General features: G+C 62.5%; 20 protein-coding genes and 2 pseudogenes. 13 read left to right on the top strand and 9 right to left on the bottom strand.

Translation table 11 applies throughout. From position 1 onward, the window contains the following. The first annotated feature begins 4 nt into the window (after positions 1-4). The 4 genes from F8N66_RS18210 (at position 5) to F8N66_RS18225 (ending at position 4,646) form a co-directional block, all read left to right on the top strand. Positions 5-1,378, top strand: a complete 1,374-nt coding sequence (locus tag F8N66_RS18210; protein ID WP_150771496.1) for an acetyl-CoA carboxylase biotin carboxylase subunit — start codon at positions 5-7, stop codon at positions 1,376-1,378. Beyond that, on the top strand, positions 1,375-2,247 hold the full coding sequence (locus F8N66_RS18215) for a 5-oxoprolinase subunit B family protein (protein ID WP_150771497.1): 873 nt from the start codon (positions 1,375-1,377) through the stop codon (positions 2,245-2,247). Before F8N66_RS18210 ends, F8N66_RS18215 begins: the two co-directional genes overlap by 4 nt. Then, positions 2,244-3,218 carry a biotin-dependent carboxyltransferase family protein gene (locus F8N66_RS18220; RefSeq protein WP_150771498.1) on the top strand — a complete coding sequence of 325 codons (975 nt, stop codon included), beginning with the start codon at positions 2,244-2,246 and terminating at the stop codon, positions 3,216-3,218. Before F8N66_RS18215 ends, F8N66_RS18220 begins: the two co-directional genes overlap by 4 nt. Before the next feature lie 111 nt (positions 3,219-3,329). After that, positions 3,330-4,646: a purine-cytosine permease family protein gene (locus F8N66_RS18225; protein ID WP_150771499.1), complete on the top strand. Its 1,317-nt coding sequence runs from the start codon at positions 3,330-3,332 to the stop codon at positions 4,644-4,646. A 125-nt stretch (positions 4,647-4,771) separates the two neighbouring features. Here the strand turns inward: F8N66_RS18225 and F8N66_RS18235 are convergent, their stop codons facing one another. After that, the gene (locus F8N66_RS18235; protein ID WP_150771500.1) at positions 4,772-6,478 is read right to left on the bottom strand and encodes an ABC transporter ATP-binding protein/permease; all 1,707 of its coding nucleotides are present in this window, start codon (positions 6,476-6,478) and stop codon (positions 4,772-4,774) included. A 199-nt stretch (positions 6,479-6,677) separates the two neighbouring features. Between F8N66_RS18235 and fhuF the strand changes: the two genes are divergently transcribed. Then, positions 6,678-7,367 (top strand): siderophore-iron reductase FhuF, encoded by a 690-nt coding sequence (fhuF, locus tag F8N66_RS18240; protein WP_150771501.1) that lies wholly within the window; start codon positions 6,678-6,680, stop codon positions 7,365-7,367. A 25-nt stretch (positions 7,368-7,392) separates the two neighbouring features. Here the strand turns inward: fhuF and F8N66_RS18245 are convergent, their stop codons facing one another. Both F8N66_RS18245 and F8N66_RS18250 read right to left on the bottom strand, forming a co-directional pair. After that, the gene (locus F8N66_RS18245; protein ID WP_150771502.1) at positions 7,393-7,659 is read right to left on the bottom strand and encodes a hypothetical protein; all 267 of its coding nucleotides are present in this window, start codon (positions 7,657-7,659) and stop codon (positions 7,393-7,395) included. Positions 7,660-7,783: 124 nt separating this feature from the next. Beyond that, on the bottom strand, positions 7,784-9,427 hold the full coding sequence (locus F8N66_RS18250) for a cyclic peptide export ABC transporter (protein WP_150771503.1): 1,644 nt from the start codon (positions 9,425-9,427) through the stop codon (positions 7,784-7,786). 224 nt (positions 9,428-9,651) lie between these two features. Between F8N66_RS18250 and F8N66_RS18255 the strand changes: the two are divergent. Then, a pseudogene (locus tag F8N66_RS18255) lies at positions 9,652-11,711 on the top strand (TonB-dependent receptor). Between the two features lie 90 nt (positions 11,712-11,801). Here the strand turns inward: F8N66_RS18255 and F8N66_RS18260 are convergent. Further along, positions 11,802-12,728 (bottom strand): LysR family transcriptional regulator, encoded by a 927-nt coding sequence (locus tag F8N66_RS18260; RefSeq protein WP_150771504.1) that lies wholly within the window; start codon positions 12,726-12,728, stop codon positions 11,802-11,804. A gap of 135 nt (positions 12,729-12,863) precedes the next feature. On the opposite strand from F8N66_RS18260, the gene F8N66_RS18265 reads away from it, so the two are divergent. The 3 genes from F8N66_RS18265 (at position 12,864) to F8N66_RS18275 (ending at position 15,586) form a co-directional block, all read left to right on the top strand. Then, the gene (locus F8N66_RS18265) at positions 12,864-14,177 is read left to right on the top strand and encodes an MFS transporter (protein ID WP_150771505.1); all 1,314 of its coding nucleotides are present in this window, start codon (positions 12,864-12,866) and stop codon (positions 14,175-14,177) included. Positions 14,178-14,238: 61 nt separating this feature from the next. Next, on the top strand, positions 14,239-14,988 hold the full coding sequence (locus F8N66_RS18270) for a creatininase family protein (RefSeq protein WP_150771506.1): 750 nt from the start codon (positions 14,239-14,241) through the stop codon (positions 14,986-14,988). Positions 14,989-15,340: 352 nt separating this feature from the next. Further along, the gene (locus tag F8N66_RS18275) at positions 15,341-15,586 is read left to right on the top strand and encodes a hypothetical protein (RefSeq protein WP_150771507.1); all 246 of its coding nucleotides are present in this window, start codon (positions 15,341-15,343) and stop codon (positions 15,584-15,586) included. Between the two features lie 43 nt (positions 15,587-15,629). Here F8N66_RS18275 and F8N66_RS18280 read toward each other — a convergent pair whose 3' ends face one another. The 4 genes from F8N66_RS18280 to F8N66_RS18295 form a co-directional block, all read right to left on the bottom strand. Continuing rightward, complete coding sequence (locus F8N66_RS18280) at positions 15,630-16,652, bottom strand: transketolase family protein (protein ID WP_150771508.1); 1,023 nt, start codon at positions 16,650-16,652, stop codon at positions 15,630-15,632. Then, the gene (locus F8N66_RS18285) at positions 16,649-17,497 is read right to left on the bottom strand and encodes a transketolase (RefSeq protein WP_150771509.1); all 849 of its coding nucleotides are present in this window, start codon (positions 17,495-17,497) and stop codon (positions 16,649-16,651) included. Before F8N66_RS18285 ends, F8N66_RS18280 begins: the two co-directional genes overlap by 4 nt. Before the next feature lie 17 nt (positions 17,498-17,514). After that, positions 17,515-18,813 (bottom strand): MFS transporter, encoded by a 1,299-nt coding sequence (locus F8N66_RS18290; protein WP_150771510.1) that lies wholly within the window; start codon positions 18,811-18,813, stop codon positions 17,515-17,517. Positions 18,814-18,910: 97 nt separating this feature from the next. Beyond that, a complete protein-coding gene (locus F8N66_RS18295; RefSeq protein ID WP_150771511.1) occupies positions 18,911-19,660 on the bottom strand; it encodes an SDR family NAD(P)-dependent oxidoreductase in 750 nt (249 codons plus the stop codon). 200 nt (positions 19,661-19,860) lie between these two features. Here F8N66_RS18295 and F8N66_RS18300 point away from each other — a divergent pair, with 200 nt between their 5' ends. Together F8N66_RS18300 and F8N66_RS18305 are read left to right on the top strand one after the other, a co-directional pair. Continuing rightward, positions 19,861-20,775, top strand: coding sequence for a LysR substrate-binding domain-containing protein (locus F8N66_RS18300; protein ID WP_150771512.1), 915 nt, complete (start codon positions 19,861-19,863; stop codon positions 20,773-20,775). 112 nt (positions 20,776-20,887) lie between these two features. Beyond that, a pseudogene (locus tag F8N66_RS18305) lies at positions 20,888-21,325 on the top strand (alcohol dehydrogenase catalytic domain-containing protein); the annotation flags it as partial. On the opposite strand, the gene F8N66_RS18310 reads toward F8N66_RS18305, so the two are convergent. After that, complete coding sequence (locus F8N66_RS18310; RefSeq protein WP_150771514.1) at positions 21,304-22,221, bottom strand: LysR family transcriptional regulator; 918 nt, start codon at positions 22,219-22,221, stop codon at positions 21,304-21,306. The pseudogene F8N66_RS18305 and the gene F8N66_RS18310 sit on opposite strands and share 22 nt — an antisense overlap. 94 nt (positions 22,222-22,315) lie before the next feature. Between F8N66_RS18310 and F8N66_RS18315 the strand changes: the two genes are divergently transcribed. After that, a complete protein-coding gene (locus tag F8N66_RS18315) occupies positions 22,316-24,277 on the top strand; it encodes an aconitase family protein (RefSeq protein WP_150771515.1) in 1,962 nt (653 codons plus the stop codon). Next, entirely contained in the window at positions 24,274-24,798 is a 525-nt protein-coding gene (gene rraA / locus F8N66_RS18320; protein ID WP_150771516.1) for a ribonuclease E activity regulator RraA, read from the top strand. Before F8N66_RS18315 ends, rraA begins: the two co-directional genes overlap by 4 nt. Positions 24,799-24,817 lie beyond the last annotated feature (19 nt).

Raw genomic sequence — 24,817 nt, forward strand, 5'->3', positions numbered from 1 at the left:
GACCATGACCCAAGGCATTCGTAAACTGCTGATCGCCAACCGTGGCGAAATCGCCGTGCGGATCATCCGTGCGGCTAAGGAACTGGGGATTCCCACCGTTGCCGCGTGCAGCGAGGCGGACGTCGATTCCCAGGCGGCGCGCATGGCCGACGAGGTGCACATCCTCGGCCCGGCCCGCGCCGATAAAAGTTACCTGAACGTCGAAGCGTTGCTCGGGGCCTTGAAAGCCACGGGCGCCAACGCGGTACATCCCGGCTACGGCTTCCTGTCGGAGAACGCCGATTTTGCCGAAGCGGTGGTGGCGGCCGGGGCGATTTTCGTCGGGCCGAGCGCGGACACCATCCGCCGCATGGGCGACAAAGCCGAGGCCCGGCGCACCGCGCAAGCGGCCGGCGTGCCGGTGGTGCCCGGTTCCCCTGGTGAGTTGTTCGACGTCGAGTCGGCGCTCAAGGCCGCCGAATCCGTCGGCTTCCCGCTGCTGATCAAGGCCTCTGCCGGTGGTGGCGGGCGGGGCATTCGCCTGGCGGAAAATGCCGAACAGCTGAGCGAAGAATTTCCCCGATCCCAGCGTGAAGCCCAGGCCGCCTTCGGCAATGGCGCGGTGTACCTGGAGCGCTTCATTGGCAAGGCCCGGCACATCGAAGTGCAGGTGCTGGGCGATGGCCAGCACGCGGTGCACTTGTTCGAGCGCGAATGCTCGCTGCAACGTCGCCGGCAGAAAATCTTTGAAGAGGCGCCGTCGCCGGTGCTCAATCAACAACAGCGCGAGACGCTCTGCGCCAGCGCCGTACGCCTGACCGAAGCCCTTGGCTACAAAGGCGCCGGGACCCTGGAATACCTGTACGACGACGCCACTGGCGAGTTTTTCTTTATCGAGATGAACACACGGATTCAGGTGGAGCACCCGGTCAGCGAACTGATCACCGGCATCGATCTGGTCCAGGCCATGCTGCGCATCGCCGGTGGCGAGCCGCTGGGCTTCAGGCAAAGCGATATCCAGCTCAATGGCGCCGCGTTGCAAATGCGCCTGAATGCCGAAGACCCGGCACGGGATTTCTTCCCCAGCCCCGGCGTGGTGGCATCGCTGGTCTGGCCGCAAGGCGAGGGTGTGCGGGTTGATAGCCATCTCTACCCAGGCTACCGCGTGCCACCTTACTATGACTCGCTGCTGGCCAAGCTGATCGTGCATGGCCGCGATCGCAACGAAGCCCTGGCCCGTGCCCGAATCGCGGTGGAACAGACCACGCTCACCGGCATGGCCAGCACTCTGTCGCTGCACGGCGAGTTGCTGGAACAACCGTGGCTGCACAGCGCCGACTTCCACACCGGCACCCTGGAAACCTGGCTGGCCGCGCGCCGCAGCGGAGGTGAAGCATGAGCAATCCAATCCGCTACAGCTTTGGCGCCGACGAGCATTTGTTCGCCGAAGTCAGCGACAGCATGTCCCTTGAAGCCTTCTTCAAGGGCATGGCCGTGACCCGTGCGGTAGAACGCCTGGCGCTGGATGGCGTGCTCGATGTGTGCCTGGCCAATGCCTCGTTCCAGATCCGTTTCGACCCGGACCGCGTCGCCCCTCACGACCTGCTCGAAGCGGTGAAAGGCGCAGAAGCCGAGGCGGTTGCCGAGCGCACCTTGCAGACCCGGATCATCGAGATTCCGGTGCTGTACAACGATCCCTGGACCCACGAGACCCTGATGCGCTTTCGCGACCGTCACCAGGACCCGAGCGCCACGGACCTGGAATACGCCGCACGGATCAACGGCCTGGCCGACGTCGAGGCGTTCATCGCCGCCCACAGTGGTGCGCCGTGGTTTGTCTCGATGGTCGGCTTTGTCGCCGGCCTGCCGTTCATGTTCCAGATGGTCGAGCGCGAGCGCCAGTTGCAGGTGCCCAAGTACCTGCGGCCGCGCACCGACACCCCTAAACTGACCCTCGGTCACGGCGGCTGCTTTGGCTGCATCTACTCGGTGCGCGGCGCCGGTGGCTATCAGATGTTCGGCGTGACGCCGGCACCGATCTACGACCCGCAGCAGAACCTGGCGTACCTGAAAGAGCACATGGTGTTCTTCCGACCGGGTGACATCGTGCAGTTCAAGCCGATGGATCGTGAAGCCTACGACCAGGCCGTGGCGGAGGTCGACGCCGGGCGCTTCGACCTGCGCATCCGCCCGGTGGAATTTTCGCTGGATGCGTTTCTGGCCGACCCGATCGGCTATCCCAAGTCGCTGCAGGAGGTGCTGGCATGATCAAGGTACTCAAACCCGGTCTGGCCACCTCGGTACAGGACCTGGGCCGCGAAGGCTATTACCACTTGGGCATTCCGCCTTCCGGCGCGCTGGATCAATACGCCCTGAGTGCGGCCAATCAACTGGTAGGCAACCCGGCCAATTCGGCGGCGCTGGAATGCACATTGCTGGGACCGGAACTGGAATTCCAGCAGGACGCGCTAGTGGCGGTGTGCGGGGCGCACATGACGCCAAAGGTCGATGGCGTGGACATGCACCCGGACACCGCGTTTACGGTAAAAGCCGGGCAAGTGCTGCGCTTTGATTTCCCGAAGGCCGGTGCCCGCGCTTACCTCGCGGTGGCCGGTGGCGTCGATGTGCCGGTGGTGCTCGGCAGTCGCTCAACCTATGCGCTGGGCGCACTCGGTGGTTTTCAGGGCCGTCGCCTGATTGCCGGGGACGAATTGCCGGTGGGGGTTGCCAGCGGCAAGGGCCGCGCCGGTGCCAGCCTGCCCATGGCATTGCGTCAATCGCTGGGTGGCGAAATCACCCTGCGCGTGGTGCCGGGCCTGTACTACGACCGCTTGACCCCTGCGGCGGCGGACAGCTTTTTCGCCGAGGCCTGGACCGTCGGTTCGGAAGCGGACCGCATCGGTTATCGCTTCAAGGGCGGCAGTCCGCTGACGTTCCAGCCCCGCGAACAGCCGTTCGGCGCCGGTTCCGATCCGTCGAACATCGTCGACAGTTGCTACCCGATCGGCTCGATCCAGGTCCCAGCCGGGCTCGAACCCATCGTGCTGCACCGCGATGCGGTATCCGGTGGCGGTTACGCGATGATCGGCACGGTGATCAGCGCCGACCTCGACCTGATCGGCCAGATGCAACCCAACCAGAAAGCCCGTTTCGTGGCGGTGACCCTCGAAGAGGCGCTGGAAGCGCGACGTTCCTACAAGAAAAAACTCAGCTGCCTGAGCAAGCTGTTCCCTTCCTGATGCTGCCCGCCGCACGGCGCGGGTAATGCCAAACGGTGAGCCAACGCCGCACTTCGGTGCGGTGGCGGCTGCCCGCGCTTCAACCTTTGACTGGTTCTGGAGTTCACGCATATGGCTGCTTTATCGCAATCGAGTCAAACCGGGCAGGACCCGGCCAACCATCCTGTTCCAGCTGAAGCGCGCATGGGTCGACTGTCGTTGACCATGGCCTGGTGGGCGGTGTGCAGCGCGATGTTTTACATCGTGGTCGGCGCGTCGCTGGCCTTGTCCTACGGCGCGCGCAATGCGCTGATCGGGATGGTCCTGTCGGTGATCAGCTACGGCCTGGTCAATGCCGTGCTCAGTCGCTTCGCGATCCGCAGCGGCTTGTCGGTGGCGCTGTTTTCACGGCTGTTGTTCGGCAGCACCGGTGCCTGCCTGGCAACGTTGATTTTCTTCTCCACGGCGATCTATTACGCGGTGTTCGAAGGCTCGGTGATCGCCGTCGCGCTCAATCACCTCTACCCGGAACTGGTCTATCCGCTGGCCGCGTTGCTGGTGGTGCTGTACAGCGTACCGATGATTCTGGGCAGCGTGCAGCACTGGCTGGACAAGCTCAATGGCGTGCTGCTGCCGGTGTACCTGGGCGGCTTACTGGTGGCGGTGGGGCTGTCGATCAGCCGCTACGGCTACCAGCCGCAATGGCTGGATTTCGGCCCGGCGACCCCGAGTGCCTTCGGCTGGTGGGATTGCTTCGTCGCCTATATGGGCGTGTGGATTCTGATGCTGTTCACGTTCGACTACGCCCGGTTTGGCAAGGCCGAGGACGCCGAGTATCACGGTCGCTGGAACTTCGGCATGCCGTTCTATGCGGTGACCTTCCTGCTCAACGGCGCGGCGGGGATCTACCTGGTCAGCAGCATTCCCCACGAAGGCGCACTGAACGAAGTATCGGTGGTGATGGCGATCCTGCAGCTGATGGGGCTGTGGGGCCTGTTGTTTGTCTGGGCCACGCAAACCCGGATCAACACTGCCAATTACTACCTGGCGACCTTGAACATGCAGGCGTTTTTTGCCCGGTTCGGCGTGCGCGGTTCGTACCTGGCGTGGGCGCTGGCGGTCGGTGTGATCGTCTACGGCCTGATGCTGGCGGACGTGTTCGCTTATTTGCTCAAGGCGCTGGCCTATCAAGGCATTTTCGTGGTGGCCTGGGTCGGGGTGGCGTTGGCGCAGATTGTCTACGGACGGTATGACGCGGCGACGCTGGATCGGGTGGCGGCGTTCAACCCGGTGGGCCTGACTGCCTGGTTTGGCGGCACGGCGCTGGGGCTGGCGCTGATGTTTTCCGCAGGCGCGGCGAGCAGCTTCTCCGCACCCGCCACGGTGATCGTTGCCTTTGCCTTGCAGGCCGGGTTGTCCCATCGCAGCCGGTTGCAGGTTACCGCCTGATTTTTCGGGTATCCCCGATCCCCTGTGGGAGCGGGCTTGCTCGCGAAAGCGGTGTGTCATTTAGCGCAAATGCTGACTGACAGGGCCCCTTCGCGAGCAAGCCCGCTCCCACATTTGGATCTTCGTCAGGCGCGGGAAGGCTCAACCTTGCGATGCACCCACCGGGCCTCGCTCTGCAGCTCCAAGACTTGCCAGTGGAAGCGCTCCAGCGAGGCATTGTGGCCGATGCTGATCAGGATCGCATCCGGCAGGCTCTGCTTGAGCAGCTGGTAGCAGCGCGCTTCGTTCGCCGCATCCAGCGCCGAACTGCTTTCGTCGAGAAACAGCACCGCAGGGCGCGCCAGCAATGCCCGGACGAAGGCGCAGCGTTGCTGTTCACCGACGCTCAGGGTCTGCGACCAATCCCGTTCCTCGTCCAGTTGGTCGCTCAGGTGTTGCAGGCCGACTTGCTGCAGGGTGTGGCGCAGGGCGGTGTCCTCTTCGCGATCCGCCGGGTTGGGATACCACAGCACTTCGCGCAGGCTGCCCAGCGGCAGGTAAGGTTTTTGCGAGAGGGTCAGCGCCCGCCCGCGGTCGTAACTGGCCGAACCGCAGGCATGGGGCCAGAGCCCGGTGACGGTGCGAAGCAAGGTCGACTTGCCATAACCGGACGGCGCGCTGATCAGCAGGCTGTCACCCGGTGCCAGTGACAGGTTGAAGCCATTGAGCAGGGGGCGGCCGTTCGGCAGCCAGATCTCCAGATCCTTGATATGCAGGCCATCGGCTTGCTGGCCAAGTACGACCTGCGACTTGACGTCGACACCGTCCAGACGCTCCTGGAAACCGATCAGGCGGTCGATCACCGATTTCCAGGCCGACAGCTCCGGGAACACCTCGACCAGGTAGGCGATGGCCGCGTGCACCTCGCCGAAAGCGGCGCTGATCTGGGTCAGGCGGCCAAGGGGGAACGCGCCGGCAAAGAACTGCGGGGCCATGATGAACATCGGGATGACCGTGGCACTGCGCAGGTAGAAGGTCGAGTAGCCCATGATCAGCTTCTGCTTCTTCACCAGCGCCCAGAAGTTTTCCAGTGCCGCTTCCAGGCGTTGTTTGAAGCGGGCATTCTCCACGGCCTCGCCGCGATACTGGGCGACCGAGTCGGCGTTTTCCCGCAGGCGCATCAGCGCGAAACGGAAGTCGGCCTCGCGCCGCTGCTGCATGAAATTGAGCCGTGGCAAGGCGCGCCCCAGCCAGAACGCCAGGCCCGTGCCCGCCAGCGCGTAGACGATGGCGACCCACACCAGCAACCCGGGAATGATCACCGTCTCGTCCATGAACGGCACGCTGACCAGACTGGAGGCCTGCCAGAGAATGTGCAGGAAGGAAAACAGCGACACCACCGACGTCAACAGACCCAGGCTCAACTTCAGTGACTTGACGATGAACAGGTCGATGTCCTCGGCGATCCGCTGATCGGGGTTATCGACGTCGCTTTCAGTCAGTTTCAGCTTCTGGTAGCGCTGGCTGCCCAGCCATTGCCCGAGCAGGTTGTGGGTGGACCAGCGACGCCAGCGCAGCGTCAGCTTTTGCTGGAAGTGAAACGCGGCGACGGTGAACGTGGCCGTGCCGATCTGCAGCAGGATGAATTGCAGGCCACCGAGCAGGAAACCGGGGTAGTCCTTGTCTTGCAAGGCGTTGTAGAAGTGCAGGTTCCAGAAGTTGGTGAGGATGTTGATGCCCACCAGGCACAGGGTCATCAGCACGGTGGCGACCAGCAACAACAGCGCCGGGTACTTTTGCTCGGATGCCCAGAAAGGCCCTGCGAGACGCCAGAAGTTGCGGAGTGTTTGCATGAGTGTCTGATGAGCCCGGTCGCTGACGACGTTGAGTTTGCAAGGGAGGGCGGATAGGATCGGCCAATGCTAATCGTTTGCATTATTCAGGGATAGTCACGGGAGACCCGGTATCGAATTTCCAGAATGGCTCAACCAGGCCTGGCCGCCGATACAGCGGGTCATTCGCGATGATCCGGGCGATCAGCCGTCAATAGCGTTGAGCCGGCTCGTCGACCCCGCCGTGCTGCACCCGTTGCTGACCCGGTTCGCCCTGCTTTACCCGGGCGTGAACCGCGCCGCCGTGGTGTCGCAGTGGTCGATGAACTACATGAGCATCGTCCTGCCGGCCGCCCTGGCCTGTGTACTCACCCGTCATGGTGCAATCGATTTGTGGGGCGAGGAAGCCGTGCTGCTGCACGATGACGGCCAGCCCCTGGCGCTGGGATTGCCTGGCGAACTGCCGACCCTGGCGGGCGAAGACCGGGCCGCCTACTGGTCGCGCCTGATCCACGAGCACCTGGCCGCGCTGTTCGTCCCGCTGGCCGCCGCCGGAGGCCTGGCGCCGAAGATCCTGTGGGGCAACATGGTCGCCATCTGGGACGGTGCGTTCGCGAGAATGGATGCCGACTTGTCCAGGGACGGGTTCGCCGAGGCGCACCAATGGCTGGAGCCGGTCACGGTGCTCGACGGGCGCCTCAAGCTCAGGGGCCTGCAACGCATGGTCGAGTCGCCGGCGCCGCAGGTCGTCGCGCAATTGCCCTTGCGTCGGCATTGCTGCCTGCATTACCAGTTGCACGCCCCCGTCGAAGGCGAACCGCCGGTGCTGTGCGAGTCCTGCCCCAAGCTGCACCGTCTGCCGGTGGCGGAGCAGGTGAGTTACTTGCACTACATCTATGAGGACGGTTGAGTGGCGACAGTGGGTGGGTGCCTGCTCAGGCGAGACGCCGGACCAGTTGCAAGCCGGCCAGCGGGAGTCCTACGCCAGCGATGCACAGGCCCCAGACCAGGCCTTCGAGGCCGAATGCGATCAGTGCGCCACCCACGACGGTCGCGGGCAACACCGGAAAAAACAGCAGGCCGATCAGTAGCGCATGGGCGCCCAGCAACCTTTTCAAACGACGCTTGGCATTGAAAATACAGACGATCCAGAACACGGCCCAGAACCCGATGCTCAATAAATAAAGGGCTAGATGGAGCAAGTCTCCCATCATTCCATAGCCGTGCATTGCCATCCCTCCGTTACGGTTTGCAGTGAGTTCGAAGAACTGTAGACGACATTACCCCTTCAAGACTACCCGCTAGAGCGATCGGCACCGCAACCCTTCATGAAGCATAAGCCGCGTGGGCTTCGACCTGGACAAGGCGGCCGTTCTCGACTTTCAGGACCCGGTCGGCCTCCTGGAAATACGCATCGTCGTGCGTAATCACGATCACGGTTTTGCCTCGGGCCTTGAGCTCCGGCAGCAGCTCCCGGTAGAACACGCGCTTGAAGGTCGGGTCCTGGTCGGCGGCCCACTCGTCGAACAGATAGAACGGCTTGTCGTCCAGGTAGGCCGACACCAGCGCCAACCGTTTGCGTTGCCCCGTGGACAGATCCACGGTGGAAAAACGGTCATCGACGATGCTGACCTTGTGGCCCAGCCCCAAGGCCTTAACGTAGCGCGTCGCTTCGGCGGTGCGCCGCCCGGCGTCCGGCCCGTCGTCGCTCAACAGGTGCTCGAACAGATGGAAATCGGCGAACACGGCGGCAAAGTGCTGGCGGTATTGCTCGCGGTTGTCGTCGTCCACTTCCACACCGTTGAGCACCACGCAGCCGGACTCCGGGGCGTACAGCCCGAGCAGCAGCATCGCCAGCGTGGTCTTGCCGCTGCCATTGCCGCCGACCACAAACACCAGTTCGCCCTGTTCCAGCGTCAGGTCGACCGGCCCGAGCAGGAACGGATGGTCCTCGTGTTCGCCGGGATAGCGGTGGCACACCCCATTGAGCAGCAGGTGCATCGGGCCTTCGCCGGCAAACACGTTACCGACCGGGGTGGCTTGGGGCTGGGCACTCAGTTCGGCGTCCAGCTGGCGGATGCGTTTCAAGGCGATGCTGGCTTGGCGCAGCGAGGGCAGGGCGATCATCAGGTCGCAAATCGGCCGCACCAGATACAGCAGGGTCACGGTGAAACTGGTCAGGACAGTGGCCGACAGCGGCAGCCAGAACGGCACGATAAACAGCAGCACCCCAATGTTGAGATAGAACAGCAGCGTGCCCAGGTTGGCGACGACCGAATAGCCGGCCATGCCGCGCAGGAAGCGCGCCCGGAATTCGTCGGCGCCCGGGCGGATGACCCGCTCGACGAAAGCTTCGCCCCGGGCATTGTTCAACTGCAGTTCCTTACTGCCTTCGATCAGGCTGCGAAAGTGCTGATAGAGCACGTCCTTTTGCTGGCGCACCCGTTCCAGGTGGCTCAAGGGACCACGCTCGGCCAGGTGGAACGCGACCAGGCCGACCAGCAGGAACAGCGCCAGGATCGCCAGCAGCGACCATGACAGCCAGGCCAGGTAGGCGAAACACGCCAGGGTCACCACCGCGTTGACGAACAACAGCGGCACCCACTCGAACGCCGCGGTGAAGGTGTGCACGTCCTCGGTGAGGATCACCAGCAGCCGGTGTTTACCCATGCCTTGCAGGCGTTTAAGCGGAGTGGCGAGCAGTTTGCGCGAGAGGTCGATGCGCATCTGGAAGATCGCGCGCTGGGTCAGGTGCAGCAGCGACAGCTCCGAGCAGAGCTTGCTCAGCAGCATGCCGGCGCACAAGCCGAAAAAGCCCAGGGCCAGATCGGGCAACTGCTGCGGATCGGCCAGCCCGCGGTTGATCACAATCACCAACCCGGCGCTGGCCAGGCCGCCCAGTGCCCCGGTGATCGAGGCCAGGGCCAGCAAACGTGCGGATTGGCGATACAGATAGCGGATCAGTTCCATGGAAACCTGAGCGATGTGGGCAGTGGAAATCAATTCGAAATGTATTCGATCTGATACGTGTGCGCACTAAAAATACAAATGAGAGGTGTTATCAATAGTATTTGTTTAAACAGCACTTTGGATTAGACTCGCGCCAGCTGTAGGAAAACAGTGCTCTGGACGTGGGAAGGCGGTGCTCGGGGCCTAGGAAAACAACACTAATATCTGTCGCAGGGGAGCGGGGCGTGAATTTCAAAAAACATACAATAGCGTTGGCTGTGGGGTCGGCGATCAGCCTGTCCAACAGCGTATGGGCGGCCGAACAGTCGAAAACCCTGGAAATAGCTCCGATCACGGTGACGGGTGAGAAGATCAACCGCACCCTGGAGCAGACCCAGTCGAGCGTGGCCGTAGTTACGGACAAGCAACTGCGCGAGAAGGAAGACCATAGCCTGGTCGATGTCTTCGCCCGCACACCGGGTGTCTACAACACCTCCGGCAACGAAAACTGGGGTATCCGTGGCGTGCCGGTCTCCGGCTTCGATGACCAGGGCCCGGCCGCGCTCAATGGCGCGGTCTCGGTATTCGTCGACGGTGCCGTGCAGCCCAACCGTGCGCTGACCCTGAGCCCCATGCCGCTGTGGGACGTCGAGCAGGTCGAAGTATTCCTCGGCCCGCAATCCACCACCCAGGGTCGCAACTCGCTGGCCGGTGCCGTGGTCATTCAAACCAAAAACCCGACCTTCGAACCGAGCCTCTCGGCACAGGCCAATGGCGGCACTTATGGTGAGCGTGGCGGCGCGATAGCCGGTGGCGGCTCGATCGTCGACGGCAAGATTGCCGGCCGTCTCGCCCTGGATTACCAGGAAGGCGACGGTTACATCGACAACCTGTTCAACGACGAAGACGCCAACCAGACCCGCACCGCGAACTACCGTGGCAAGCTGCTGGTCCTGCCCAACGACGACCTTGATGTGCTGCTGACCTATGCCCACGGTGAGAGCCGCAAGGGCGATAACTCGGTGGTTCGCCAGGGCGACAGGATCCGTTATTACAAAATCGACTCCAACACGGACGCCTACGACAAGCTCAAGCAGGACACCGTCAGTGCCAAGGTCGACTACCGCCTCAATGATGCCTGGTCCATCACCAGCCTCACCGCCAACACCGACTCCGACTACGACGCCCGCCTGGACTTCGACCAGTCCGCCGTCGATAACCAGGTGGTTCTGCGCAAGCAGTATGGCGACCTGTTCAGCCAGGAACTGCGCCTGAACTACAACTCGGACACCGTGAAGAGTTTTGCCGGCCTCTACTACGGCCATAACACCAACAACTTCCACGACCGCCTGTTTTTCGATGACGAACTGTTCGGCACGGTCAAGGGCGATACGACGATCGAGAACAAGGCCGTGTTCGGTGAAGTCAACTGGACCTTCGCCCCGCGCTGGACCTTGATCACCGGACTGCGCTACGACCACGAGACCAACGACACCGACGTCAAGGCCGATGACTTCTCCGAGCCGGGCAAGGACAAACAGACCTCCGATGCCGTGTTGCCCAAGCTCGGTCTCGACTACGAACTGGCCGCCAATCAGTACCTGGGTTTCATGGTGCAGCGAGGTTATCGCGGCGGCGGCGTCAACGTCCGTGCCGGTAGCGGTCACACCTCCTACGATCCGGAATTCACCACCAACTACGAGCTGTCCTACCGCGGCTCGTTCATGGACCAGACCCTGCGTACCCGCGCCAACCTGTACTACACCGACTGGAAAGACCAACAGGTCAGCGTCGTGAACCCGGACACCGAGTTCTTTGACGTGTTCGAGCCGGTCGCAGTGACATCAAGGGCCTGGAAGTCTCGGTTGAAAAGGACTTCGGCGAGCAGCTGACCCTGAACGCAGGTGCCTCCGTGACCGATGGCAAGTACAAGGACTTCGTCACCAGCGACGGTCGGGACATGAGCGGCGAAGACTTCCTGTTTTCGCCCAAGTACAAGATGACGATGGGGGCGACCTATCGCTGGAATGACCGTGTGACCCTCAACAGCGATGTCGTCTGGCAGAGCACGTCGCCGTCTGAATACGAGTTCGATGACGCGGGTCAAGTCACCGGTGAGCGCAAGGCCGATAACTACTGGCTAGCCAACTTCAACGCCGAGTACAAAATCACCAGGAACGTCTCGGTATCTGGCTACGTGAAAAACGCCTTCGACAAGGAATACGTCACCAACAACCGCAGTGGCGACGTCATCGATGTCGGCGCCCCGCGCACAGCGGGCCTGATTCTGCGCTACGACATGTAAACCGATGGACGCGGGGGAAGGATTCCCCGCGTCCGGTTTCACAGCGGTCATTCCCTGAAGCGTTCGCTTCAAGCGGCTCATTCTTCCTGGCTACCCCAGGCTCCCGTCAGGCGAGAACATGGGCAGGCGCTTCAACATCCAGTCGAGCAACTCCTGTGCCGGTGCGGCCAGCGGTCGGCCGGACTTCACCAGCAGTTTTGCCTCGACCCCCAGGAACAACGGATGGTCGATCGGGATGGCGGCCAGGCTGCCCTGGGCGATTTCCCGGTAGGCGGCGAACTCTCCCAGCAACGAGGCGAAATCCCCGGCGGCCACCAGGCGCTTGAGGGCGGCCAGGGAGTTGCTGACCAGCACCGGCTGGATTTCGATCTTTTCCGCATATTCCAGCATTTCAATCGCCTGGCCGATGCCGAAGGTGGTTGGCGTCAACACCAGCTGGCAGTCGAGGATGTCGGCGATCGTTGCAGCACCCCCCCTCAACGCCAGCGGATGATCCGGCCGAACCAGCAGCATGACCGGCTGCGACGAGGTGGCGCGAAAATCGATGTGCGCGTGCAGGGGCGGGTTGTAGGCCAGGCCGATGTGCGCGCGGTTTTCGGCGACTTCGTGGAGGACGTCGACCACGGGCAAGGTGTCCAGCGTGACATTGAGTCTGGGGTATTGCTTGCAGAAGGGGGCGAGCACGTTATCGACCAACGCGTCGACATAGCCCTCGCTGATGACCACCCGCACATGCCCTTGCTGCAAGCCCTTGATCGCTTGCAGCTGGTCTTCGAGCTTCTCCTGGTGAGAGCGATAGCCGCGCCAGAACTCCAACAAATGCGCGGCAGCCTCGGTCGGCTGGACGCCCCGCGCCTGGCGCTCGAACAGTTTTGCGCCCAGTTCTTCCTCCAGCAGCTTGATCTGGCGGGTAATCACCGAGGGGGAGGTGTTGATGCTGTCCGCCGCGCCACGGATCGAGCCGTGGACCAGCACCTCGTGAAAATACCTCAGTCGTTGTTGGTTGATTTCGCGCATGACAGGCATCCCTTACAAGTTCAGTGTTGCTCACAGGGCAACGATACGCGAACTTAGTTGCTCTTGCTGGGCTTTGGTTGCCGGGGCACCATCCCTGGCACCACCGAAGATCAACAAGAACAATCGGAGACTCCCATGGCAACCCCTGCGACGTCGGCAAGAAGCGGGGCGATCACCGCCCTGTACCGCAAGCTCAATTGGCGGCTGTTGCCGCTGTTGTTCATCTGCTACGTGTTTGCCTACCTGGACCGGATCAATGTCGGCTTCGCCAAGTTGCAGATGCAAAATGATCTCGGGCTGTCCGACGCGGCCTATGGCGCGGGCGCGGGCATTTTCTTCCTGGGCTATGTGCTGTTTGAACTGCCGAGCAACCTGATGCTGCCACGGGTCGGGGCGCGCAAGACCTTCAGCCGCATCCTGGTGTTATGGGGCATCACCTCGGCCTGCATGCTGTTCGTGCGCGACGTGCCGACCTTCTATGTGATGCGTTTCTTGCTGGGGGTCTTCGAAGCCGGATTTGCCCCGGGCCTGATCTACTACCTGTCCTGCTGGTACGGCCCAAAGCGCATGGCCCGGGCGATTGCCATCGTGTTTATCGCCGGCCCCGTCGGCGGCATCCTCGGTGGCCCGCTGTCCGCCTGGCTGATCACCACGCTGTCCGGCGTGGGCGGCATGACCGGGTGGCAATGGATGTTCCTGATTGAAGGCCTGCCCTGTGTCCTGCTCGGCATCCTCGCGTTCTTCGTGCTGGCCAACCGGCCTTCGGAAGCGAGTTGGCTGAGTGCTGAGGAAAAGCAACTGCTGGCGTCCGAACTGGGGGCACCGACCGGCCAGGTCCATTCGTTCCGGGCCGTGTTGCGGGACCCGAAAACCTACATTCTGGCGTCCGCCTACTTCTGCATCATCTTCTCGATCTACGCCATGAGCTTCTGGCTGCCGGCCATCCTCAAGGACCAGGGCGTCAATGACACCCTGCAGCTGGGTTGGTACGCCGCCATTCCCTATGTCGGCGCGGCCATCGGGATGTACCTGATCGGGCGGCGGTCCGACCGGCTCGGCGAACGGCGCCTGCACTGTGCAATCCCGGCGGGCATTGCAGCCTTGTGCCTGCTCATGTTTCCCTTTGCAGAGGGGCACCTTGGGCTTTCGCTGGTACTGCTGACGGGCGCCACCGCCACGATATTCATGGCCTACACCGTGTTCTGGGCCATGCCTTCGGAACACATCAAGGGTGATGCGGCGGCGGGCGGCATCGCCTTCATCAATACCATCGGCCTGTGCGGCGGCTTCTGGGGACCCGCGGTGATCGGTTGGGCCAAAACGGCCACCGGGAGCATGCACCTGGGCATCGTCGTCGTCGGCTGCGCCTCACTGTGCGCGGCACTGGTGATCACGCTGAACCGATCACTGGCCCGCGAACACGCCGCGCCTGCCTACAGCGCCGGTTGATCATTCATCTGAATTTGCATCGTCCTGTTCCGCAAGAAACCCACTACTGGAGAAAATCAACATGCTTCTACACCTGTCGACCTGGGCCGAGATCGGCCAGTTTCTTGAGCGCAGCCGCACCATCGTGATCCCCATCGGTTCGAATGAACAACACGGGCCGACCGGCCTGTTGGGCACTGACTGGATGTGCCCGGAAATCATCGCCCGCGTCGCCCAGCAGGAGGCCGACATCCTGATCGCGCCGACCTTCAACATCGGCATGGCGCAACACCATCTTGGTTTCCCCGGCACCATTTCCCTGCGGCCCTCGACCTTCATCGCGGCCATTGGTGACTGGGTACGGTCGCTGGCCGCCCACGGGTTCGAGAAAATCCTGTTCCTCAACGGTCACGGCGGCAATGTGGCGTCGATTGAAGCGGCGTTCTCGGAGCTGTACGCCGAGGCGAGTTTCGCCCGGCGCCCAGCGGGGTTCGCGCTGAAGTTGTGCAACTGGTGGGACCTGGAAGGGGTCAATGAGCTCGCCAAGGAACAGTTCCCGACCGGCCACGGCGTGCATGCCACGCCTTCGGAAATCGCCGTTACGCAGTGGGCGTATCCGGACTCGATCAAGACGGCTGACTATTCGCCGCAGATCGCCAACTGGGGACCGATCCGCGAGGCGAAGGACTTCCGGGCACGCCACCCCGACGGCCGCATGGGCTCGGACCCGGCCCTGGCGACCCCGGAAAAAGGCGAGGCGCTGGTGATGCTGGCCGCCCAGGGCCTGGTGAAGGAAGTGGAAGCGTTCAGTCGGGAATCGATACCGGGTTAAAGGCTGGCCCCCACAGCAAATCCGTGTCGTCCACCCATCCCCCGTAGGAGCGAGCAAGCTCGCGAAAAACCCGAGAGCGCCGAGGGGCACCTGGTTTTACGCGTCATCGTTCACCACCATCGCGAGCGTGCTCGCTCCTACAGGAGATCCGTGTCGTTCACAGATCCCCTGTAGGAGCGAGCAAGCTCGCGAAAAACCCGAGAGCGCCGAGGGGCATCTGGCTTTACGCGTTATCGTTCGCGACCATCGCGAGCGGGCTCGCTCCTACAAAGAGTGGGTGCGGGAAGATCAGGCAAATGGAACGCGCAGGCGCAGAAGCAATCCATCTCCTACACAGACCGTGGGGGGTGGGATGAAAGAAGCGCAAAGAAGATTGGCGATCACTGCCTGGCGACAGCTGTTTACCCTGTCCGAACATCGCATCGACGCCGAAGACCGGTACTACCGGCTGTTGAAAGCGGCGGATGACATGGAGCGTGACGGCCTGATCACCAGCGTCGAGTGGCGCAAGCTTGCTCAGCAGGCCGGGACGTTGTTCGCAAGCCGGGCGGAGTGCATGCTCGGGTCGAAAGCGACTCGGCAGGTAAAGCCCGAGTGAAGGGGCGAGCGCCCGTCCCTGGGCGCCCGGCATCAGTCCATGATCACAGCCAGGCTTTGACCTGGGCGCACACCGCCTGGGTCGAGATGCCATAACGATCATGCAGGGTTGGCAGAGCCCCCGCATCAAGGAACGCATCGGGCAGGGCGATCTGCCTGAAGGTCGGCGTCACGCCATTGCGCAGCAACACGCCGGCCACCGCTTCGCCCAGCCCGCCGATGATCGAGCTGTTTTCCGCGGTCACGACCAGGCGGCCGGGCTTGCGGGCTTCAGCCAGAATGGTTTGCTCATCCAGCGGCTTGATCGTCGGCACGTGCAGCACCGCGACATCCACACCGTCCTTTTGCAGCGCCTTGGCGGCCTCCAGTGCACGCATGGTCATCAAGCCGGTGGAGATGATCAGCACATCGTTGCCGGTGCGCAGGGTCTTGGCTTTGCCGATTTCGAATGTGTAGCCGTATTCGTCCAGCACCAGCGGCACATTGCCGCGCAACAGGCGCATGTAGACCGGCCCTTGATGCGCGGCGATAGCCGGCACCGCCTGTTCGATCTCCAGTGCATCGCACGGATCGACAATCATCAGGTTGGGCATGGCGCGAAAGATCGCCAGGTCGTCCGTGGCCTGGTGGCTCGGGCCGTAGCCGGTGGTGAGGCCGGGCAATCCGCAGACGATCTTGACGTTGAGGTTCTCCTCGGCAATCGCCATGCAGATGAAGTCATAGGCGCGGCGCGAAGCGAACACCGCGTAGGTGGTGGCGAAGGGCACGAAGCCTTCCCGGGCCATGCCCGCCGCCGCGCTCATCAGCAGTTGCTCGGCCATGCCCATCTGATAGAAGCGATCCGGATGCGCCTTGGCGAAGATGTGCAAGTCGGTGTACTTGGACAGGTCGGCGGACAGGCCGACGATGTCCTGGCGCTGATCGGCCAATGCGGCCAGTGCATGACCAAAAGGCGCGGATTTGGTGGCCTGGCCCTCAGCGGCAATCGAGGCGATCATCGCCGAGGTGGTTAGGCGCTTTTTGGCAGGCGTAACCGTGGAAGTCGGAGTGTTGGCTGCGTTGCTCATTGGTTTTGTCCTTCTTCAAGGTTGCTCAGTGCCAGGTCCCATTCGTGTTCTTCGACGCGGATGAAGTGGGTCTTTTCGCGGGTTTCGAGGAAGGGCACGCCCTTGCCCATTTTGGTGTCGCAGATGATCACCCGTGGTTGGGCGCCAGGGTGGTTGCGCGCGGCGTCGAACGCCGCGACCAGCGCCTGCAGGTCATTACCATCGACGCGCTGGGTGAACCAGCCGAAGGCCTGCCAACGATCTACGATGGGTTCGAACGAGAGGATTTCACTCGAGTGGCCGTCAGCCTGCTGGTTGTTGACGTCGACGATGGCGATCAGGTTGTCGAGTTTCCAGTGAGAGGCCGACATCACCGCTTCCCAGGTCGAGCCTTCATTCAGTTCGCCGTCGGACAGCAGGTTGTAGACGAAGGACGACGAGCCCTTGCGCTTGAGGCCCAGGCACGCACCGACGGCGATGCCCAGGCCCTGGCCGAGCGAACCGCCGGTGATCTCCATGCCCGGGGTGTAGGCCGCCATGCCCGACATCGGCAGGCGGCTGTCATCGGCGCCGTAGGTTTCCAGTTCGTCCAGCGGGATGATCTCGGCTTCGATCAGGGCCGCATACAGGGCAATCGCGTAGTGACCGATCGACAGGTAGAAGCGATCGCGGGCTTCCCATTCCGGGTCCTCAGGCCGATAGCTCAGGGCGTGGAAGTAGGACACGGCCAGCAGGTCGGCGGCACCGAGGGCCTGGCCGACATAGCCCTGGCCCTGGACCTGGCCCATGCGCAAGGCGTGGCGGCGAATATTATGGGCGCGTTGCGCCAGCGTCGTGGATGACGTGAATGCAGTCTGAGCAGTCATGGTAAAACTCCAATGAATCAACGATTGACCGAGGCGGCGGGGATGCGCAGCACCAATGTGGCACCGGCCAGCAGGACGCCGGTGATCAGGTACATGCCGATGGCGCTGGAGCCGGTCTGGGTGGTGACCCAGCCGATCAGATAGGGCGAGCAGAAGCCGGCGAGGTTGGCGAAGCTGTTGACCGCCGCGATGCCGGCGGCGGCGGACACGCCACCGAGCAGCGTGGTGGGCAGCATCCAGAACATCGACGTCGCGGACAGGATTCCTGAAGCGGCCAGGCACAGACTGAGAATCGAGAGCAGGACATTGCCTCCCATCAGCGCCGCCAGGCTCAAGCCGATAGCACCGGCGATCATCGGTACGATGAGATGCCAGCGGCGTTCGCGATGTTTGTCGCCGCTGCGTCCGGCATACAGCATGGCCACAATCGCGCAGAGGTAGGGCAGGCTGGTCAGGAAGCCAATGTGCAGCGGATCGGAAACCCCGGCGTTGCGCACCAGGGTCGGCAGCCAGAACGTAATAGCGTACTGGCCCATGACCACGCAGAAGTAGATGCCGGCCAGCAACCACAGGCGACGGTCGCGGATGAACTCACCCACCGAGGCATGGGTGACTTTCTGCTGGTCGTCCTCGGCCAGTTCGCGGCTGATCAGGGCTTTCTCGTCATCATCCAGCCAACTGGCCTGATGCACGCCGTCCTTGAGGTAGCTCAATACCAACAGGCCGATCAGTACGGTCGGCACGGCTTCCAGGACAAACATCCACTGCCAGCCCGCCCAGCCATGCATCCCGGCAAAATGGTTCATGATCCAGCCGGAGAGCGGGCCACCGACCATTCCGGACAGCGGAATGGCGATAAACCACAGCACGGTCATGCGTGCACGCCGGTAGGACGGAAACCAATAGGTCAGATACAGCAACAGGCCCGGTGCCAGGCCCGCCTCGGCGATACCCAGCAGAAAGCGCAGCGCATAGAACTGCCAGGCGGTTTCGACGAAGGCGAACAGGGCGGAGACGATGCCCCAGGTGATCATGATGCGGGCGATCCAGACGCGGGCGCCGACCTTGTGCAGGATGATGTTGCTGGGCACCTCACAGAGGAAGTAACCGATGAAGAACATGCCGGCGCCCAGTCCGTAGACAGTTTCGCTGAGGGCCAGGTCGTTCATCATTTGCAGCTTGGCAAAGCCGACGTTGACCCGGTCCAGATAGGCGCACAGGTAGCACAGCATCAGGAACGGCATCAGGCGCCATGCGGTCTTGCGATAGGCGTTGGAGCGCACGGTCGAAACCGCTTCGAGCGACAGGGTAGTCATGATGGTCTGATCTCTTGTTTTTATTGACCGCCAGCCTCGTGGGCCGGCTGCGTCGTCGATCCAGAACCGCACGGGCCGCGAGGCCCGCCAGGTGTCATCAGTGAATCAGCATGCCGCCGTTCACATCCAGAGTAATGCCAGTCAGGTAAGAGGATAGGTCGCTGGCCAGGAACAACGCCGCGTTGGCCACGTCCTGCGCCTCGCCCAGTCGACCGAGGGGAATGCCATCGATGATCGCGTGGCGGCGTTCGTCCTGCATCAGGCCGCCGGTGATATCGGTATGGATCAAACCGGGGGCGATGGAGTTCACGCGCACCTTGTCCGGTCCCAGTTCCCGGGCCATGGCCTTGGCCAGCCCCAGCACACCGGCCTTGGCCGCGCTGTAGTGCGGGCCGCCGAAAATGCCGCCACCGCGTTGGGCGGAAACCGATGACATGCACACGATGCTGCCGGATGACTGCTGACGCATGGCCGGGATCACCGCCTGGGACATCAGCAAGGTGCCGCGCAGGCTGACGTCCAGCACCTTGTCGTAATCCGAGGGGCGGATGTCCAGGGTCTTGAGAGGTTGGGTGATACCGGCGTTGTTGACGAGGATGTCGATACGACCGAAATGCTCGATGATGGTTGCGACGGCCTGCTGGACTTGCGATTCATCGGCGACGTTGGCCGCCAGACCCAGATGGCCTTCGCCCAGGGTTGCCGCGGCATCGCGGGCGGCGGATTCATCCAGGTCGAGAATCACCACACGGGCGCCGTGCTGCGCGAAAGTGGTCGCTGTGGCGCGGCCAATGCCACGTGCGGAAGCTGCACCGGTGATGATCGCGACTTTGCCTTGAAGAAGCATGGAGGAGTACCTCTGACATTGTTTTTATGGGTTCGACTCCAATCGAATCGATGACTCAGCTTGTTCCCCACGATGACCCTGAGCAATAACGTGAACGTCACTGGGTGCTGAAAAAAATTCAGCACTCGTCAGCTGCGCATTCCGATGCTTGAATAGTGAAACCCCCGGTTTGTTTAACTTGCAGCAGAATAACAATCATCATGCGCTCATCCGACGATGCACCTGCAACGCTGCCGCCGCTGAAAGCCATTCAGGCCTTCGAACAGACCGCCCGCTTCGGCAACGTCGCGCGCGCCGCCGAATTGCTCGACCTGACCCCCTCGGCCGTCAGTCATCAACTGGCCAAACTGGAGGCAATGATCGGGCGGCAATTGTTTTTCCGGACCGCCCGGGGCGTGACCCTGACCCCGGTCGGCGAGCAATACCTCACGGAAGTCTCCGGCCTCCTGCACAGCCTCGCCGTGGCCACCGAACGCGCCACCAGCGACGTCAGCCTCGATTGCCTGCGCCTGCACTCATCGCCCAGCTTTGGCCTGCTGTGGCTGATGCCGCGCCTGGAGCAGTTTCGCCAAAGCCACCCGGACATCCAGCTCAACCTCTCGTGCTCTTATGAGTCGCTGCATTTCAGTCGTGACAAGATCGATGTCGACATCCGCCATGGCATGCCCAACTGGCCGAGCTACGAAGTGCGCACGATTGGAAATGAACGGATTGCGGTGATGGCTTCGCCGAAGCTGCTGGAAAAACACCCGATCCGCAGCGCCGCGGATTTGCTCGACAGCCAACTGATCCTGTCGGAGGCGACGCTGATCAAGTGGCCGCAGTTGTTTGCCCAACATGGCGTGTCACGTCCAGAGAAACCCTACACCCTCAGCTTCGATCGCTCCTACATGACGCTGGAGGCCGCCAGCCACGGGCTGGGTTTTGCCCTTGAAAGCACCTTGCTGGCCCGGGACTATCTCGCCCGCGGTGCGCTGGTCGAAGTCGCGCCGGCATTGAGCGCGCCGATCACCGCCCACCACCTGGTGTTTCCTCGCGCCCATTCGAACTTTCCCCGGGTAAGGCGTTTTCTCGAATGGATGCAGAAGGAACTGGGGCACGATTTCAGTTACTGAGCCTTTGTGCCCAATGCTGCACGCTGTGCACTTATGAACTGCAAAAGCCCCGTCTGGCGCGCGTTTTCCAGCGCATTACACTCTTCATCCAGACCAATGCGAGCAGTGCGAGATGATCAACAGCGTCAGGATTCATGAGTTCGGCGGGCCTCAAGTGCTGTCCCTGGAACAGATTGCTGTGCAATCGCCGGGCGCGGGGGAAGTCTGGCTGGATCAGGCGGCCATCGGGGTCAATCCGCTGGACCTCAGCCAGCGCAGCGGTGCGGTGCGCGTGGCCTTGCCGTCCGCGCTCGGTCTGGAAGGCGCCGGTCGCGTGTCGGCGATCGGCGCGGGTGTCACTGAAGTGGCGGTGAGCGACAGGGTCGCCTCTGCCACGGGACCCTTGGGTGCCTACGCCAGTGGTCGCCTGTATCCGGCGAACCGCCTGGTGCGGATTGCCGATGAGCTGGGCTTCGCCGAAGCGGCGGCGGTGATGTTCAAGGGCATCACGGCCCAGTACCTGCTCAAGACGACTTATCCGTTGAACCGTCAGCCCCGCGGGCCGGGGACCTGGGCGCTCAGAAACTCAAGGAAGCTTTTGCACACCGTCGACAGGTAGGGCGCGGGTCTGGAGACGATGTGAAAACGCCTGGTCGCCCAACTGTCCGTCAGCGCGACAATGATCAGGTCGGGCCCTTCGGCATGGCTGATCGCTTGTCGAGGTATGACGGCCATGCCCAGGCCGGCTTGCACCATCCGGCACACCGCATCGAAGCTTTTCACGTGGACTTCGTACTTGATGGTTTTTTTGGCGTGGCGCGCCGCCTGGTCAAGCATGCGGTACAGCGGACTGTCCTTGTGCAGCGCGATGTGGCTGAACGACAGGCTGTCGGAAAAGGCTGCCGCCGTTTTTCCGGCCAACGGATGGCCCTGGGGTACGACCAGCACCAATTCATCCGAGTGGTAGTCGTGGACATCAAGTCCCCGTAGCGCCGCGCCGGACAGGTCAGTGCCGATGGCCAAATCACTCTGATTGCCCAGCACCGATTCCACCGCTTCCTCGCTGGTCTGTTCCTGCAGCTCAATGGCAATGTCGGGGCGGGCATCGCGGAAGGCGCGCAGATCCCGGGGGAGAAACTGGATAATGCTCGAACGATTGGCGCCCACCCGGATATGGCCGCGTTGACCATCGGCGAACCCCGACATTTCGGCGCTCATCAGCAACAGGTCATCGACGACACGCCTTGCATGCTCAAGCAGGCACTGGCCGGCCGGTGTCGCTTCGATGCCTTTTTTGTGGCGATAGAACAGCGGCGTACCGACGGCTTCCTCCAGTTCGGCGATGCGCTTGCTGACCGCCGACGGGACCATGTTTTCCCTTTCCGCCGCCCGCGCGATGCTGCCCTGTTCACAGGCGGCGATGAAGAGTTTCAGCGAGGTGGGATCGAATCGCCAGATGGATTGCATTGAGAACCGATATTTGGTGATGGCGGTGCTGAAGAATCATCACTACCGCCAGGAAATGTGAAGCTTAGTATCCCTCTCAAGAGAGGAGATACAAATGACCAAAACAAAAATCCGCTTTGACGGACGCATCCTGTTCTTGTCCTGCAGCAGCGAAGCCGTCAGCGCTCAGTTGCAGGGGCGGGACCTGGCCGTGGCCGAAGCCTTGCCGCTTCGCGACAATATTTCTACCGACGAAATCACTCCTGTGGTCATCATGATGACCTACGACTCGCGGCTGGGAGAGTATCCCTATGTAGGCTTCAAGACCGAGGGTGTGTTGCCGATCGGCCCTTTCGCGGTCAGCAACGGTGGCTTCCAGGTCACGGTGGCGGGCAAGCGCTACGGCAAGGGCTCGTCTCGCGAGTCCAGCCCGCTGGCCGAAAAATCCGCCGGCATTCGCCTGATCATTGCCGAGAGCTTCGAGCGAATTTATCGGCAGAACTGCGACAACATCGGCATCTACACCTCGACGGATTTTGGCCTGATCGAGCGCATTCGCGCGGGCGAGTCCATCGATATCGAGGAATTTCTCGCGGGGCGTGATGCCGTGACCCAGGCCGTGATCCGTGCAGGGGGGCTGTTGCCGTACAGCAAAGCCGAGCTGCCGCCTCGCGACGACAAAGTGTTCAATACGATCACGCAGGATCGGCCGCTGACCCTGGTCGAAAAAATCATCTTGCGTCGACGCATCAATCCCGAACAGGCCGTGAGCAAGGGGGATGGTGTGTTCATTTCTGCGGACTGGCGATTCAGTCATGACTACTTCACCGGCATGTGCGCGCATTTCATGCATGAAGCGTTTGGCGATCCAGTGAGTCTGGTCCGACCCCATGAAATCATCGCTTTCCAGGATCACCTGATTCTGGCCAGCCAGAGTTTCCCCCACGTTCGTGACAACCTGCTCGCCGCCGTGGGCGGGCTGGCCTCTGCCCATGATGAGTTTGTCCGTCGTTATCCGGTTGTCGAGCATGGCGCATTGAAAGGGCAGAGCGGATCGCAAGGCATCTGTCATGCGCTGATGACCGAGCAGCATGCGCTCCCCGGCCAGGTGGTGGTGGGCACGGACTCGCATTCGCCCCACGCCGGCGCCCTGGGTTGCCTGGCCTTTGGCGCGGGGGCGACCGACATCGCCAATAGCTGGGTCACGGGCTACATCCGTTGCCGCATGCCCGAGATTATTCGGGTAGAACTCAGCGGTCGACTCACGCCGGGCGTCACCGCCAAGGATGTGGTGCTCGAGTTGCTGCGCAACGACTCCATACGCCAGGGCAATGCCATTGGCGCGGTGTTCGAGTACCGCGGCGAAGCCGTACAGGCCATGTCGATCGATGAGCGTGCGACCCTGACCAACATGGTGGCCGAGCTCGGCGGATTTACCGGCATCGTGCAGCCTGACCAGAAAACCGTCGACTTCATTTACCAGCGGCGAGGTGTCAGGATCGAGCTGGAGGACTGGCTGTTCAGCGATGAAGGTGCCGAGTACAAAGCGCAGTATTCGATAGACTGCTCGCGCCTGACACCCTTGGTCGCGTCTCCGGGAGACCCCGGCAACGGGATGCCTTTGGCGGAGCTGGAGCAACCTGTCGCGGTGGATATCGCCTACGGCGGATCCTGCACGGCGGGCAAGCGCGAGGACTTTGACTACTACCACGAAGTCCTGGCATGGGGACTCGAGCACGGGCTGACGATCGCCGGGCACACCCGTCTGTACTTGCAATTCGGCACGGTGGCGGTTCGAGACTACTGCATCGAAAAGGGTTATCTGGAGACCTTCGAGCGCCTGGGCGTGGAGATGATCATGCCCGGCTGTGGTGCCTGCGCCAATTGCGGGCCTGGCTCATCGACCCGGGCCGATCAGGTGACCGTCAGTGCGATCAACCGCAATTTTCCCGGTCGATCCGGACCGGGCCAGGTATGGCTCGCCAGTCCCTACACCGTCGCCGCCAGTGCGCTGCTTGGACGACTCGCCAGCTTCGAGGAGTTGCGTGAGCGGGTGGGCGGAGGCGGTCTGAAATGACGTTTTCCACGGCCGACCTCTGTGATCGACACGCCCCGATGCTCATCGCTGGCGACGTGCGGGTGCTGCCCGGCAAATGGGCATGGTTTGGTGCGGCGCGCCGTTGCCACGGTGAGGTCGTCACCCTCAGGGCCGAAGGTTGCAACGGTGAGATTCGGACCCTGCTGCGCGACGCGGGCCATGGCCGTGTGCTGGTGATCGACGCAGGCCTCAACCCATTGGCGCTGCTGGGCGACAATCTGGCGGCGCTGGCCGGGCGGAACGGCTGGGCGGGTGTGGTGATCAATGGCAACTTGCGCGACACCCAGGCACTGGCCCGAATCCGGCTCGGGATCCTCGCAACGGGGTGTTGGCCGGTTCGTTCGAACAACGAGAACGGCGGCATTCTCCAGGAAACGCTCAACATTCGCGGCATCGAGGTATCGCCTGGCGACTGGCTGTATGCCGATGAGGACGGCGTGCTGCTCAGTCGCACGGCGCTGGTGCCTGCCACCGAGGATGGGAGGCGATCCGCACCCTGAAGATGTCCTGATGCTATAA

It is taken from the genome of Pseudomonas fluorescens, from assembly GCF_902498195.1.
Taxonomy (GTDB): Bacteria; Pseudomonadota; Gammaproteobacteria; order Pseudomonadales; family Pseudomonadaceae; genus Aquipseudomonas; species Aquipseudomonas fluorescens_BU.